13 protein-coding genes, 1 tRNA gene and 1 pseudogene are annotated in these 14,814 nt (G+C 53.2%); 7 read left to right on the plus strand and 8 right to left on the minus strand.

Annotated elements, in window-relative coordinates; all coding sequences use genetic code 11:
- Positions 1 to 65: 65 nt before the first annotated feature.
- The 3 genes from CZ787_RS15275 to CZ787_RS18900 are packed head-to-tail and all read right to left on the minus strand — an operon-like array spanning position 66 to position 2,027.
- Positions 66 to 1,328, minus strand: coding sequence for a TRAP transporter large permease (locus CZ787_RS15275; RefSeq protein ID WP_087110749.1), 1,263 nt, complete (start codon positions 1,326 to 1,328; stop codon positions 66 to 68).
- Positions 1,325 to 1,852: a TRAP transporter small permease gene (locus tag CZ787_RS15280; protein ID WP_087110751.1), complete on the minus strand. Its 528-nt coding sequence runs from the start codon at positions 1,850 to 1,852 to the stop codon at positions 1,325 to 1,327. The genes CZ787_RS15275 and CZ787_RS15280 overlap by 4 nt, the downstream gene beginning before the upstream one ends.
- Position 1,853: 1 nt before the next feature.
- A complete protein-coding gene (locus tag CZ787_RS18900; RefSeq protein ID WP_176372232.1) occupies positions 1,854 to 2,027 on the minus strand; it encodes a hypothetical protein in 174 nt (57 codons plus the stop codon).
- A 271-nt stretch (positions 2,028 to 2,298) separates the two neighbouring features.
- Here CZ787_RS18900 and CZ787_RS15285 point away from each other — a divergent pair, with 271 nt between their 5' ends.
- Entirely contained in the window at positions 2,299 to 3,684 is a 1,386-nt protein-coding gene (locus CZ787_RS15285; protein WP_087110754.1) for an FAD-binding oxidoreductase, read from the plus strand.
- An 87-nt stretch (positions 3,685 to 3,771) separates the two neighbouring features.
- Here CZ787_RS15285 and CZ787_RS15290 read toward each other — a convergent pair whose 3' ends face one another.
- The gene (locus tag CZ787_RS15290) at positions 3,772 to 4,770 is read right to left on the minus strand and encodes a TRAP transporter substrate-binding protein (protein WP_087110756.1); all 999 of its coding nucleotides are present in this window, start codon (positions 4,768 to 4,770) and stop codon (positions 3,772 to 3,774) included.
- A gap of 141 nt (positions 4,771 to 4,911) precedes the next feature.
- Here CZ787_RS15290 and CZ787_RS15295 point away from each other — a divergent pair.
- A tRNA-Arg gene (locus CZ787_RS15295) sits at positions 4,912 to 4,988 on the plus strand.
- Between the two features lie 279 nt (positions 4,989 to 5,267).
- Here CZ787_RS15295 and CZ787_RS15300 read toward each other — a convergent pair.
- From CZ787_RS15300 to CZ787_RS15315, 4 genes are all read right to left on the minus strand, one after another.
- The gene (locus tag CZ787_RS15300; RefSeq protein WP_087110758.1) at positions 5,268 to 6,572 is read right to left on the minus strand and encodes a TRAP transporter large permease; all 1,305 of its coding nucleotides are present in this window, start codon (positions 6,570 to 6,572) and stop codon (positions 5,268 to 5,270) included.
- Entirely contained in the window at positions 6,566 to 7,189 is a 624-nt protein-coding gene (locus tag CZ787_RS15305; RefSeq protein WP_087110760.1) for a TRAP transporter small permease, read from the minus strand. The genes CZ787_RS15300 and CZ787_RS15305 overlap by 7 nt, the downstream gene beginning before the upstream one ends.
- A gap of 46 nt (positions 7,190 to 7,235) precedes the next feature.
- On the minus strand, positions 7,236 to 8,258 hold the full coding sequence (gene dctP, locus CZ787_RS15310) for a TRAP transporter substrate-binding protein DctP (RefSeq protein WP_087110762.1): 1,023 nt from the start codon (positions 8,256 to 8,258) through the stop codon (positions 7,236 to 7,238).
- Positions 8,259 to 8,635: 377 nt separating this feature from the next.
- A complete protein-coding gene (locus CZ787_RS15315; RefSeq protein WP_087110764.1) occupies positions 8,636 to 9,574 on the minus strand; it encodes a LysR family transcriptional regulator in 939 nt (312 codons plus the stop codon).
- A 184-nt stretch (positions 9,575 to 9,758) separates the two neighbouring features.
- Here CZ787_RS15315 and CZ787_RS15320 point away from each other — a divergent pair, with 184 nt between their 5' ends.
- From CZ787_RS15320 to CZ787_RS15340, 5 genes and pseudogenes are all read left to right on the plus strand, one after another.
- Complete coding sequence (locus tag CZ787_RS15320; RefSeq protein ID WP_087110766.1) at positions 9,759 to 11,102, plus strand: aspartate aminotransferase family protein; 1,344 nt, start codon at positions 9,759 to 9,761, stop codon at positions 11,100 to 11,102.
- A gap of 49 nt (positions 11,103 to 11,151) precedes the next feature.
- On the plus strand, positions 11,152 to 12,642 hold the full coding sequence (locus CZ787_RS15325; RefSeq protein ID WP_087110768.1) for a CoA-acylating methylmalonate-semialdehyde dehydrogenase: 1,491 nt from the start codon (positions 11,152 to 11,154) through the stop codon (positions 12,640 to 12,642).
- 77 nt (positions 12,643 to 12,719) lie between these two features.
- Positions 12,720 to 13,147, plus strand: a pseudogene (locus CZ787_RS15330) (alanine dehydrogenase); the annotation flags it as partial.
- A 55-nt stretch (positions 13,148 to 13,202) separates the two neighbouring features.
- On the plus strand, positions 13,203 to 13,469 hold the full coding sequence (locus CZ787_RS15335) for a hypothetical protein (protein WP_176372233.1): 267 nt from the start codon (positions 13,203 to 13,205) through the stop codon (positions 13,467 to 13,469).
- 122 nt (positions 13,470 to 13,591) lie between these two features.
- The gene (locus CZ787_RS15340) at positions 13,592 to 14,713 is read left to right on the plus strand and encodes an endonuclease NucS domain-containing protein (protein ID WP_087110770.1); all 1,122 of its coding nucleotides are present in this window, start codon (positions 13,592 to 13,594) and stop codon (positions 14,711 to 14,713) included.
- Positions 14,714 to 14,814: the final 101 nt, after the last annotated feature.

Consider the following 14,814-nt stretch of genomic DNA (forward strand, 5'->3'; position numbering starts at 1 on the left):
TACTGATAAATACGGGGTTCAAAGGGAGCCGGGCAGGCTCCCTTGAAGAGCATATCTGGACGATATTAAGTTCCCGACCACCCCATGAATATGGGGACATAGACCACTAGCAGCAGCACGCCGATTAGCCCCAGCAGATAAGGCACGATGGCGCGTGTAATACGCTCAAGCGGTAGCTGTGTCACTGAAGATGCAACGTACAGGTTGATCGCCACTGGCGGCGTGATCATGCCTATCGAGAGCCCTACCACGATAATCAGACCGAAGTGGATCGGATCGATACCCAGCTGCAGCACCAGCGGTAGCAGCACCGGCGTTAAGATAATCAGCGCGCTTGCCGTTTCGATAAACACACCGGTCAGCAGGATGACGGCGACCACCAGCAGCATGATAATCAGCGGGTTGGTGGAGAGCGACAACACCGATTGCGCGATAGCACCAGGCACCTGCCAGCTAGATAGCGTCCAACTCAGCACCGCCGACATGGCAATCACTAGCATGATCACTGCAGTGGTGATGGCTGAGCGGATCAGCAGCCGATACACCTGGGGCAGGGTTAAATCACGATAGATGAATAGCGATACCAGTAGCGCATAGTTGACGGCTACCACCGCCGCTTCAGAGGGCGTAAAGATCCCCGTGAAGATACCGCCCAGAATAATCACCGGCGTCATCAAGCCCCAGCTTGCCGCCTTGAACGTGCGCAAGATGGTGGTGATGGACAGCGGTGTCCCCTTGGGGTACTGGCGTTTATAGGCTTGGGTAATAGCAATCGCCATTAATCCCAAACCCATTGCCAAACCAGGTAAAAAACCGCTCAAAAACAGCTTGGATACCGACTGCTGGGCAATCACCGCATAGATAATCATGGGCACCGAGGGCGGAATGACCACGCCAATCGTGCCACTGGCGGCAATCAGGCTGGCCGCCGATGCGGGGTCGTAGCCCTTTCGCTTAAGCTCCGGCACCAGGCTTGAACCGACCGCCGCCGTGGTGGCTGCCCCCGAACCCGAAATAGCGGCAAAGAACATGCCCGCCATGACCGATACGACCGAAAGCCCGCCACGCATAAAGCCCACCAGCGAATCGGCAAAACTCACCAACCGCTCGCTCACCTTGCCCTGGGCCATTAAGTCACCGGCAAGAATGAACATGGGAATCGCCACCAGCGCGAAGGAGTTGATGCCCTGGAACATCTGCTGGGTCACCACCATCAGCGGCACGCCCGACTGATACAGGGCAAACAGAGTGCTTGCGCCAATCGCAAAGGCAATTGGTACGCCCATTAGCATAAACAGGAAGAACAGGCCAAATAGCAGCATGGTCATGGTGTCTGTTCTCCAGTGGGTTGCGAGGGTTTGCCTTCAAGCACCAGTTCAAGCAGATCGACCAACGCATACCAGGCCATGATGGCTGCACTGATCGGCATTACGGCATACACGTACGACATCGGCACGCGCAGCGAGGCGGATTTCTGAAAGCTCTGTACCTGCATGTAGCGATAGCCGATCACTACCAGCGTGATCATAAAAGCGATAACCACCATCACCGCCAGTATTCGCGCTATTTGGCGTAAACGAGCGGGAAGCGCGTCGACGGCAAAGGTAACGGCGATATGATGGCCGCGCTGAAAAGCCAGCGTGCCGGCTAGAAAGGTAATCCAGATGAGCAGAAAACGGGCGACCTCTTCGGTCCAGCCAAAGGCGGTGAAAAACACTCGAGAGACAATTTGCAGCGTAATCACGCCGATCAAGGCCGCCATGCCCGCAAAGACCACTGGCTGGAGAACCGTATCTAGACCGCGCTCTATGCCTCTTAATAGTGCCAATAAAGGTTGAGAGAAAGTGGCCACGTTACAGCAGTGCCTCCTGGATGCGAGGAAGGCGGTTACTGAACTGTTCGCCAAGTAGCTCTTGGTATGCCGCCGCACTTGGGGCGCTGTCATCGCTATTCATTATGCAGGCAATCGCCCGTGTGGCGCGTTTAAGTAAATGGCGGGGCATGTGGGAAGAGGGGACGTTATCCACGTTATCTCCTTGGAATGATCTGTTTTTTTATAGTGTAGAGGGGGAGGGGCTTAATCAGCGCGTCATCTATACCATATTGGTTTTAGCGAACAAATAATTGATTGTAATCCCGCCATTCGTCGTAGAGCCTGCCGGGAAACCACGCTGGCAATAAAAAACGTTTTAGATCGTAACCTTGAGCAAATACACGGTTGGCGATAGCCTCTCTACCTACGTATAAATACATAGCCAGGCTTCACGCCGCACCGACCGGCCCTGACAGGAACAGAGAATGGACACGCTGATTAATAGTCTTACCGACATCGTAGGAAAAACAGGCGTACTGCTGGGTGATGATGTTGCCCAGCGCAGTGTCGACTGGTTCACCAAAGCGTCTTGTCAGGCAAAAGCAATTATTCGACCGCAATCCACTGAACAGCTCAGCCAGGTCATGACGCTTTGTTATGAGGCCAATCAGCCGGTGGTCACCCACGGTGGATTAACCGGCGTCGTGCATGGCGCCGTTGCCAGCCCTGACGAACTCGTGGTGTCGCTGGAGCTAATGAACCAGATCGAGCATATCGATGCCGTGGGTTCCACGATGCAGGTACAGGCGGGCGTGACGCTTCAGCACGTTCAGGAAGCCGCTCAAGAGATCGACATGCAGTTTGCGCTGGACCTGGGCGCGCGCGGTTCCTGCACCATTGGCGGTAACATCGCCACTAACGCGGGCGGCATTCGGGTGATTCGCTACGGCATGATGCGCCAACAGGTGTTAGGGCTGGAAGTGGTTCTCAGCGATGGCACCGTGGTCAGTTCCATGAACACCATGCTGAAAAACAACGCCGGTTACGATTTAAAGCAGATGTTTATGGGTAGCGAAGGCACCCTGGGAATTGTTACCCGGGCCGTGCTGCGCCTGCATCCGAATATGCCCAGCGAGCAGACCGCGTTCGTCGCGGTGCCCTCATTCGACGCGCTGACATCGCTGTTAAACATGGCCTCCAAAGAGCTTGCCAACAGCCTGAGTGCCTTCGAAGCGCTATGGAACAACCACTACGCGTTGATGACTTCCGCAACGACCAAACATACCGCATTGCTGGCCAACGACTCGCCGTTCTACGCCATTATTGAAACGCTTGGCTCGGACGATGAGAAAGATGCCGAAGCGTTTGCGAGTGTACTGGAAAAAGCCCTCGAAGCAGAGCTGATCACGGATGCCGTGCTGGCCAGCTCCAGCAGCCAGCGCGAAGGTATCTGGGCCGTGCGCGAGGATATCGAAACCCTGGTGCACGCGCTTGACCCGATGTTCTCCTACGACGTTAGCCTGCCGATCACCCACATGGATGAGTACGTAACGGCGCTAGAAGGCAAGCTGAAGGTGCAATGGCCAGAAACCTGCGAGCTGGTAGTGTTTGGCCATCTGGGCGATGGCAACCTGCACATCATCGTCACGGTGCGTGACGCCAGCCAGGACGCCCGGCGTCAGGTCGAAGAGTTGGTGTACGGCTCGCTGGTGAAATACAACGGCTCGATCTCCGCTGAACACGGGGTGGGCCTGGAAAAGCGCGACTACCTGACACTTTCACGCTCACCAGAAGAGATCGCCCTGATGATGCGCCTGAAACAGGCAATGGATCCTAAAGGGCTGCTTAACCCCGGAAAAATTCTGGCCTGAGCACTTGGTTAGTCATCGCATTCAGCCAACAGGCCGCCGTGAGGTAGCCTGTTGGGTGCATCAATCAATCAACTGGTGAGGCGTGGCTTACTCCGCCAGTGCTTCTTGGATGCGTGGCAGATAGTCGCCAAACTGCTGGCCGTACTTCTCGTACACCGGCACCACCGCAGCTTGGAAGGCCTCAATATCAGGCGAGTCATTAATCTCCATACCGGCTTCCTGCAGAGCGGCTAGCTGTTCGGCTTCCATATCGGCATTAACCTGACGCTCATACTCGGCGGCTTCCTGGGCAGCCTCTTCCAAAACGGCCTGTGCTTCTTCCGGCAGTTGGTTCCAGGCCGACATGCCCATCACAAAAATAGCCGGGGCATAGGTATGGCGCGAGAGCGTCATGTAGTTCTGCGTTTCGCCCAGCTTAAAGGAGTAGACCACGTTTACCGGGTTTTCCTGACCGTCGATGGTGCCCTGCTGCATCGCCGTGAGTGCTTCGGTCCAGGCCATCGGAATGGCGTTGGCGCCCAGCTCGCGGAAGGTATCGGTGTAAACGGGGTTTTCCATCACACGAATGCGCAGGCCGTCCATATCGGCCGGCGTGTTCACTGCGCGCTCGCTATTGGTCAGGTTGCGAAAGCCGCGTTCGGCGTAGGCCAGGCCTTTCAGGTTAACGTCGGAAAGCTTATCTAAAAGCTCCTGGCCGATTTCGCCGTCCAAAACCCCATAAGCCGCCTCAGGGGACGGGAACAGGAAGGGCAGCTCAAACACTGCCATCTCTTCGACAAAGTTGGCCACCGGACCATTGGTAATCAATCCCATATCCACGGTGCCAATCTGCATGCCTTCCAACAACGTACGCTCATCGCCTAATGAAGCATTGGGGTAGATATCAATGATCACCTTGCCGTCGGTGCGCTCTTCCACCAACTCCTCAAACTTGGTAGCAGCGATATGAAAGCCATCCTGCTCGTTGACCACGTGCGCCAAGCGCAGAGTCACGGGGTCCATATCGTCAAAATTAGCCGCGTAGGCTGAGCTGCAAAGCGCCAAGGAAACAGAGAGTGCCAGCGCATGTTGTGCGAATGTTTTCATTTTTATAGGTTCCGGATGTGTAATAAAGGAAAGTGCCTGCAAAGCATGCATCACACGAAGCAAAACGGTCAATTAAGCGAACAGTAAAGCCGCCGCGCGGCTAGACACAGCACGCCCGCACAGGTACGATACGCACCCAATGCGCCCGTAGCTCAGTTGGATAGAGTATCGGCCTCCGAAGCCGAGGGTCGCAGGTTCAAATCCTGCCGGGCGCGCCAGACATATCAAGGGCTTACGTTTATTCGTAAGCCCTTTTGTTTTGTCTATGACCATTTGTAAACGCGCGTCGGTTTTGGCATAGTCTGGCACAACAATTGGGACAACCTTCTTGGCAGTGATTAGCTCTTTTCTTGCAGCCTATTTGGCACTGGATCGAAACAAGACCACTTTTCATCTTGTTGATCTGCCCCGACCCGGGTCGGTAACGTTTAGTTTCGGTGAATCATATTTTACTAAAAGTAAGCTTACGTCTTATCTCACTCGATAGGGCATACCTGTTAGGTAATGCCCAAAATAAACCTAGGTAGGGCCAGTGATAACTCAGGTATGAAGGTCACTATCAGTACCATTGGAAGGTGGCCAAAGAGCAAAAACTTCATTGTGACCCCAAAGTACTTATCGAGAGATATTTTACTAACGCCTGCAGCCATATAAAGCATAGGTGCGCATGGTGGTGAGACATTACCTAACCCTAAATTGACGCCAACAATAGCGGCAAAATGAATAGGATGTACGCCAATAGCAGTGGCTAATGGCAGCAGCACAACTGCAGCTAAGATGCTGCCGGAAATGTCATCGACAATCATGCCGATTAAAAGCAGAACGAGATTTATAAGCAATAGAATGACGAGTGGGCTGTCTGATAGTCCCAGTAGAAAGCCTGTCACTTGGCTCGGCACCTGTTGAAGGATCATGGCGCGGCTCATCATGAAGAGAAAGAAAAGCACGGCAATGATTGACCCAATCGTCAATGTGGCTTGAATCAAGCCATTCCAGAATGCCTTGACGCTAAGAGTGCGGTAGAGCACAAATCCAGCAAAGGTGGCGTATACGAAGGCTATGGCTGCTGCCTCAGTAGGCGTCGCTATGCCTCCATAAATGGTGCCCAGGATGATGATAGGCATTAGAAGTGCCCAAATTGCGCTTTTACCGCTTTTCAGGATCTTAATGCCAGCCTGTCGTACAGGCAGTTTTTCATCAACTTGTATGTTGGGGTTGTTGCGCAGGAAAAAGAAATTCAACCCGACGTAGATAATCATCAGTAATACGCCGGGAATGACGGTGGAAAGAAAGGCAGCGCTAACGGAAAGCCCACCCGTTATCGCGAAGACGATCATCGGTACCGAAGGTGGGATGAGCAGTGCAAGTACCGAAGAGCATGCTACCAAGGCGGTTGCATGGCCAACAGGATAGCCCTCTCGAACCATTCGCGGAATCATAATCTGGCCAATCGCTGCGATGGCGGCAGAAGATGAGCCAGAAATGGCTCCAAAAAGAGCACACGTTATAACGGTAACAGCTCCCAGGCCGCCCTTAACTCTTCCTACGAAGGCATTGATGAAGTTGAGTAAGTGTGTGGATATCCCCGCTTGGGCCATTACCACGCCCGCTAATACGAAAAGAGGTAGCGCTAATAACGCAAAACTGGTTGTCGTTTGAAATGCATAAGGAATAAGGAATGAGATATCAGCACCAGTGCTGAGCAAATAGACAAGAGCACCAAGACCAAAGGCGAAGGCTATCGGCATTCCCAAGAGTAATAAAGCTACAATAATCCCGAGAGCTAGGGAAAAAATCAGCATCGTTGCCTCTCTTCTTTTTGTATGCGACGAAGGTCAAGGAACTGGTTAATCGTTTGCATGAGCAACGCTAATATAGTGCCTAAAAAGCCCACTACTAATGAGGCAGACCACAACCACCTAGGCCAGCGCATATAGGAGCTCAAGCGACCTCGATCGAAATCAAACATGGCGTACTTAATGGCAAAGTAACCAAACACCACGCAGACAGCTATGCTCAGTAGGGACATGCAGAGATTGATGATTTGGGTCTTGCTACGAGATTTAACAATAAGATCTAATATGCCGCCGCGTATATGCTCGCCCTCTCTAGTGGTATAGGCAATAGCCGGAAAATAAATCCATGCTCCTAGCAGCAGCGCAATCTCTTCAATGCCTAGAAATGGGGAGTTAAAGACGTAGCGCATTAGCACTTGACCAAACATCAAGCCACCCAAAAGAATGCTAAATATTGCCAGCGAACTTTTGAGAAGCATTGCATAAGCGGCTTCACACTTTAAAAAAACTGAATAGAGTGGGCTAACAGGAAAGTTTGGCACGGCAGTCACTTCTGCCACCTGGCTTACCTGATGGCTTTCATCCGCAGGGGAAAAGTCTTTTTCCTTTTCTTGTATTGGCATCACTTTACTCCAAAGAGAAAGGCCCACTAAACGCGGGCCTTGGGTCTTACTCAATACCAGCGGCTTGTCTCAGTTTTGCCATAATTTCGGAGCCGACCAGCTTCTCCATTTCAGGCCATTCTGTTTCATGAACAATTTGTGCAGCAGTGGCAATCTGCTCATCACTGAGTTCGACGACATCAATGCCTGAATCTCGCACTTTATCCAGGAATTCTTCACTCAAGCTCTGAGCCTCATCCCAAGACCACAGCACAGTGTCGTCGGCAGCGCTCTGTAGTAAGTCGCGGTTCTCCTCAGAAAGTCCTTCCCACCAGTCTTTATTCACTAGCCAGAAAGCAGTTTCAAAGTAGTCATTGGTAAGAATGTTCGTTTCCAGAACATCTCGCTGCTGGTAAGTTTCTACTGCAGTCGAAAAGGCTCGGGCATCGACTGTACCTAGCTGTAGGGCGGTATAGACCTCTGAGAGTGGAATAGGTACTGATGCGAAGCCAAGGTTACGGAAGCGGTCAATGGCGATAGGGACAGGTGGTACACGGACCTTAATATTGTTGCCATCTTCGGGGAAGTTGACAGGGACTTCTCCTACGCCTTTGCGGATAACAAGGGAGCCAAAATCGGTAGGGATAATGCCGATAGTATGCAGGTCGAGATCATGAAATATGCTGTTATAGACTTCTAGCATTTCGCCATTAGGCCCATAGACATCCCGAGCGTCTTCCCAGTTCGAAACAACATAACCAAGCCATGAGAGGTCGAGGCGTTCGTCAAATTCCGAGGCACCCCAAGTCAGCGTCATCGGCACAACGCCTTGCATGGATTGCTCAAATAGAGACGTCCAGTCTCCTAAATCACCACCTTGGTGGTAGGCAATCTGAAACTCCTCACTTTCCTGAATCTCGTCGATAAAACGCTCAGAAATAGCGTGGAAGATATGATCGCTTGGCATGGCATGTGCCAATATGAAGCGCTCATTAGCTTGCGCTTGGGACGTAATGCCCACGCTCGCCATAGCAACGGCTGCAATCGCTACGCTTGTGCGAATCTTCGTAAGCGGTAATCTTTTCGGCATCTCTACTACTCCTTTCTTGTACTTTGTTTATTAAGAAGAGTTTTATAGTATATATTAGCTTAATAGACTGGGTGTTGAGCTTTAGTGCATGGTTTTTAGTTCTTGAAAATTATCCGCTATTGCTGTTTATGTTTTCTAGATCTAGATAAAGATTAAAGCCACCTTTGATCAACTTCTAGTTAATCAAAAATAGATTTACCCCTCCTGTCACTAATAGGTTTTTTTGATTTATATCAAGCTCTTCAAATAACTTGACATTGCGAAGTTCAGGCTAGGGTAAATAATTTTTATTTTAAATAAGTATTTGATTAATCTAACGTAAGGTTTTGTTTAACATAGTTGGTTTTTGGCACGTAATTACCCCGTCTCTATTATGCTTAAGTATTAGTGTTTGGAGAGGTGCTGATCAGTTTATTCAACTCATCAAAATATGTTTCCAAAACTAAATTAGAAAACCCTCCTTTACGGGTGATGGCGCTGTAACCTGTGAAGTAATGCCATTTATTGGGTGGCAGTGCTTTCATCTGCCCGTCGCGTACCCATCGCTCAGCATAATGAGTGGGTAGGTATCCGATATAGCTCCCAGACAGTATAAGAAAAGCAACGCCCTCGCGGTCGGTCGCTGACGCTGATGCTTTAAGCGGTTCATGCATTGCCTTTATTTCTGGTGTTTGGGCATAAGCGGGTACAACAGCGTCGTAATGTGGTAAGTCTTCTTCCGTAATATTGTTCGCGTGAAATAGTGGGTGTTCAGTCGAGCAGTAAAGTCTTGAGGTTTCTTCGTACAGTGTCAGGTAGTCAAGCCCTGGTAGAGTTTTGAGATTAGGAATAACGCCGGTATGTAAGCGTCCATCAAGAACGGCTAGCTCAATATCACTAGGCGGAATCATGCGAATGTTGATACGAACATCGGGGCCTTTCTCTTTGAGTGCATTAAGCGCATGAGTTATATGCATTTCGGGCATGGTTACTAGGTTATCGGTAATACCAATGTTGAGCTCACCTTTGAGCTGGGCATGCAAGCCGTTGACTTGAGTGCGAAATCCCTCAACTGCCGCTAAAAGCTGTAGAGACAATTGGTAAACTTCAGAGCCTTCATTCGTTAGGGCAAAGCCACTACGGCCACGTTGACAAAGGCGGAGGCCAAGTCGTGTTTCCAAGTCATTCATTGCCATGCTAATGGCAGCACGGCTAATGCTTAATTCGACTTCAGCCGCTGAGAAACCCCCGCATTCCACGACTTTTCGATAAATTCTGAGGAGCCGAAGGTCAGAGTCGCTTGGTTGCCCCATTGGCGCTACTTTCCGAAGTGCCATATTTTTCTTGCTCCTTACCTACACAGTGAGATTTATGTAACCCCCATCGTAGCGTCATCGTGCTTAAAAGTTAAGTAAGTAGTTATTTGAAATAAACTAGTTGTTTATTTAACTTATCAAAGAGGCGTTCTAGGCTGGTTTTCTAAACCCCATTAATGACAAGACTCTATAGAGGGTAATAGATATGTCAGCTCAAGAGTTTTCCCCTACTGCCGGGCTCAGCGTCGAGCAACTCGACGCATACTGGATGCCTTACACCGGCAACCGTCAGTTCAAACGCGACCCGCGTATCATCACCGGTGCCAAGGGCAGTTATCTCACCGATGCCCAGGGTCGCCAGGTTTTTGACGGCCTCTCCGGATTGTGGACGTGTGGCGCTGGGCACTCTCGCCCAGAAATCGCCGACGCGGTAAGCAAGCAGTTGCGCGAGCTGGACTATGCACCTGCTTTCCAGTTCGGGCATCCCAAGGCGTTTGAACTTGCTCATCGTCTGCGTGAGCTGACACCTAAAGGTCTGGATTACACCTTTTTCACCGGCTCGGGTTCCGAGAGCGCCGATACGTCCTTGAAGATTGCCCGCGCCTACTGGCGTAAGAAAGGAAAACCCACCAAGACCAAGCTGATCGGGCGTGCCAAGGGCTATCACGGCGTCAATTTCGGTGGTTTCAGTGTGGGCGGTATTGGTGCCAATCGGGCGCTTTATGGGCAGGGCGTCGATGCTGACCACCTGCCCCACACCCTGATTGCTGAGAACGCCTTCACCCGTGGCATGCCCGATCGCGGTGCCGAGAAGGCCGACGAGCTGCTTGAGTTGATCGCGCTGCACGACGCTTCCAATATCGCCGCGGTGATCGTCGAGCCACTGGCTGGTTCCGCAGGGGTAATCCCGCCGCCGAAGGGGTACTTGCAGCGGCTGCGCGAGATCTGCGACCAACACGATATCCTGCTGATCTTCGACGAGGTGATCACCGCCTTTGGGCGCATGGGATCTATGACCGGTGCCGAGGAGTTCGGCGTCACTCCCGATATAATGAATTTCGCCAAGCAACTGACCAACGGTGCGGTCCCCATGGGCGGCGTGATCGTTCAAAGTGAGATTTATCACACCTTCATGGAGCAGGGTGGTGCCGACTACATGCTTGAGCTGCCCCATGGCTACACCTATTCCGGGCACCCGGTGGCCTGTGCCGCAGCCCTATCGGCTCTGGACGTGCTCGAGCAGGAATGCCTGATCGACCGCGTGCGCGAGATGAGCCCAGTCTTCGAAGAAGCGCTTCACGGGCTTAAGGGCACGCGTTATATCAGCGATATCCGTAACTATGGACTCGCTGGCGCCTTGCAGATCGAACCCTACCCTGGTGAGCCGGCCCGCCGACCCTACGAGATCGCTATGAAGTGCTGGGAAAAAGGCTTCTACGTGCGCTACGGCGGTGACACCATTCAGCTCGGCTTGCCCTTTATCGTCGAGCGTGAGGAGATCGACCGCGTCGTCAATGTGATAGGCGATGCCATCAGCGAACTGAACTGAAGCTCTTACTTCTGCAGACTAAACCGACAGACCCAACAAGAGGCAACTCATGACAACACTCGGCCATCTGATCAACGGTGTGCGTGTCGACCGCGAAGAGCGTACCCAGGATATCTTCAACCCCTCCGTCGGCGAGGTTGCCGGCCAGGTGAGCTTGGCGAGCAAAGCTACCGTCGAGGAGGCCATTGCCGCTGCCGAGGCCGCCTATCCGGCCTGGCGTGACACCCCGGCCGCCAAGCGCGCCCGGATCATGTTCCGCTTCAAGCAACTGCTGGAAGAGCATGCCGACGAAATCGTCCGCCTGGTCGGCCAAGAGCACGGCAAGATAGTGCATGATGCGCGGGGCGAACTCGCCCGGGGTATCGAGAATGTGGAGTACGCCTGCTACGCCCCGGAGCTGCTCAAGGGCGAGCACAGCAAGAATACCGGCCCCAGCATCGACTCCTGGAGCGAGTTCCAACCCTTGGGCGTGGTGGCTGGCATCACGCCGTTCAACTTCCCGGCGATGGTGCCGCTGTGGATGTATCCCATGGCCATCGCCTGCGGCAACACTTTTGTTCTCAAGCCCTCCGAGCGTGACCCCAGCTCGGCACTCTACATTGCCGAGCTGGCCCAAGAGGCGGGGCTGCCCGCCGGCGTGATCAATGTGGTCAACGGTGACAAAGAAGCCGTCGACACTCTGCTCGACGACCCGCGCGTGCAGGCCGTCAGCTTCGTCGGCTCCACTCCGATCGCTGAATACATCTACTCCCGGGCAAGCGCTAGCGGCAAGCGTTGCCAGGCCTTGGGCGGCGCCAAGAACCACGCCATCGTCATGCCCGACGCCGACATGGACAACGTGGTCAACTCCTTGAACGGGGCGGCCTTCGGTTCGTCGGGCGAGCGCTGCATGGCGCTTTCCGTTGCGGTGGCCGTGGGCGACGAAGCCGCCGATACGCTGATCGCCAAGATGCAGGAGCAGATGAAGTCGCTCAAGGTCGGCCCCTTCTCCGACAAGAGCAACGATTTCGGCCCGGTGATCACTAAGGCGCACCAGGAGAAGGTCTGCGGCTATATCGACAGTGCCGAACAGCAGGGCGCCACCATCGTGGTCGATGGGCGCGGTGTTCAGGTGCCGGGGCACGATAATGGCTTTTACGTGGGCGGCACCCTGATCGATCGGGTGACACCCGAGATGACCTGTTACCAAGAGGAGATATTCGGCCCGGTACTACTGGTGGTGCGCGCCGGTTCCATGGATGAGGCGATGAAACTGATCGACGATCACGAGTATGGCAACGGCACTTGCATCTATACCCGCGATGGGGAAGCGGCACGTTATTTTAGCGACCGTATTCAGGTTGGCATGGTGGGCATCAACGTGCCGCTACCGGTGCCGGTCTCCTACCACAGCTTCGGCGGTTGGAAGCGTTCGTTGTTTGGCGACCTTTCCGCCTATGGCCCCGATGCGGTACGTTTCTACACGCGGCGCAAGACGATCACCCAGCGCTGGCCGTCGGCCGGGGTTCGTGAGGGCGCACAGTTCTCTTTCCCCTCCTGATCGAGCCGGGTCTACCAATATCAGCGCATGACCGGAGGGTCATGCGCTCGGCCTCCTAACAAAAAGAGATAATGATCATGCAGATTGCTATTTCCAAGGAAATCAAAACCACGAATATCGTGTCGCCTTGACCCTCGCCGGCGCCCGCGAGCTGGTCAGCCGTGGTCACACCGTCACCGTGCAGGCCGGGGCAGGAGAGGGCGTTGGTTTCGCGGGTGCTACCTATGAAGCCGCAGGCGTCCGCACCGAGGCTGATGTGGCTAAGGTGTGGGGCAGTGCTGAGCTTATACTCAAGGTTAAGGAGCCGCAGTCCGAAGAAATCAAACGCCTCAAGGGGGGCCAAACGCTGTTCACTTACCTCCTCTTGGCCGCCGAGGAAGCCTTGACCCGGGGCCTTATCGAAAGTTGTGCCACCTGCATCGCCTACGAGACCATCACCGACCGTCAGGGCGGCCTACCTTTGTTGGCTCCGATGAGTACGGTTGCCGGACGCATGGCTGCGCAGCTTGAATTATTTACGCAATGTATGTGCCCATCATAGTCGGTTGTGGAATCGCAATATGACGGACCAGCCGCGTAAGCCCGCCCATAGTGAGGCCTCTCTATTTTCCCTGGGCTGGCAAAACTCCCATGTTCAGGCGCGTCCTTTCCTACTGTTCTGTATTGTTCAGTACCTATTGATGACGGTTAACCCGACGAGCACTTGGTGGGCCCGCTTATCAGAGTTGTTAAGCAGTTTCCCAGATTTGCGCGAAGCAGGGCTAAATCTAAAAGGCATGGGAATTATAGAAGGCTGGGAGCAGTGGGAATGGGAAGCAAGGCAATAAAAAACCCCTAAGCAATGCTACTGCGTGGCAGTTTCACCGATAGGGGCCGTGTTGGCGTAAATACTAGGCGCCCACGTTTCGAAAGGCAACACTTTTTAACACCTGTAGGGTGGCAAATTACTATGGCCATTGAGCAAGGAATCTGGAAGCTCGCGAACACTCCTGGCGCGCTTCCACAAAAGCTGCTACCAACGGGGCTGGCGGATGAAAGCCTGCTGGAAGAGCAGATTATGCAGGATGTCTCAATTCTGAATCGGGACTGGCTGCTGATCGGCCGTCAGGTGCGTACCGGCTTTGGTAAGCTGATCGATCTACTGGCCGTAGACGCCAACGGCACGGTAATTGTGATAGAGCTAAAGCGCGATAAAACCCCGCGTGATGTCGTCGCTCAGGCTATCGACTACGCCTCTTGGGTGGTGACACTTGCCGATTACCAGTTGATTGATATTTACCAGCAGTTTGCCGAGTGCTATGGGCGTACGCTTGTCACTTTGGGCGAAGCCTTTGAGGCCAAGTTTGGTATGGCGCTGGATAGTGTGACACTCAACGAGAGCCATCAACTGGTCGTGGTCGCTACGCAGTTGGATGCCAGCAGCGAGCGCATTATCAACTACCTGAACGAACACGCCCAGCTGTCCATCAATGCCATGTTCTTCTCCGCGTTTGAAGATAACGGCAATCGCTATCTCAGCCGCGCCTGGATGATTGACCCTGATGAGCCGCCTAAGCCGGTAGCACGTAAAGCCAATAAAGAACCGTGGAACGGCGAGTTCTACGCCTCATTTGGTGACGACCGGCCGTGGGAGCTTGCTCGGCGCTTGGGTTTTATCGCCGGTGGCGGTGCTACGTGGTATTCCAAAACGCTGGCAATGCTTTCAGAAGGCGACCGGGTGTGGGTCAATATCCCTAAAACAGGTTACGTGGGCGTTGGAGAGGTTATCGGCGAGCGCAGCCAGGCCACGGAATACCCGTTTGAAACGGAAAACGGCCCCAAAACGTTACTCGATATAGTGCGTCCAGATGATTACCCGCACTTGTATCAAGAGCTTAATGACGAGGAAGACAACGCTGAGTACCTGGTGCCGGTGCGCTGGCTCTATACCGTCGAGCGTGCGCAGGCGTTCAGCGAAGTGGGGCTGTTTGGTAATCAAAATACGGTGTGCAAGCCTACCGCGCCTAAGTGGTCGCATACGGTTAATCGGCTTAAGCAGATGTGGCCGTTAGATGTTCGTTCTCCAGCTTGATGCTAATTCTCTAGATACAGTAATTACACCCTCGGAAAGTGCCTTAACGCTCACCAAGGACGTGCCTGATTACCACCTCAGCCCGATACCCAGGCACGTTT

The sequence above is a fragment of the Halomonas citrativorans genome (genome assembly GCF_900163645.1).
Lineage (GTDB): Bacteria > Pseudomonadota > Gammaproteobacteria > Pseudomonadales > Halomonadaceae > Vreelandella > Vreelandella citrativorans.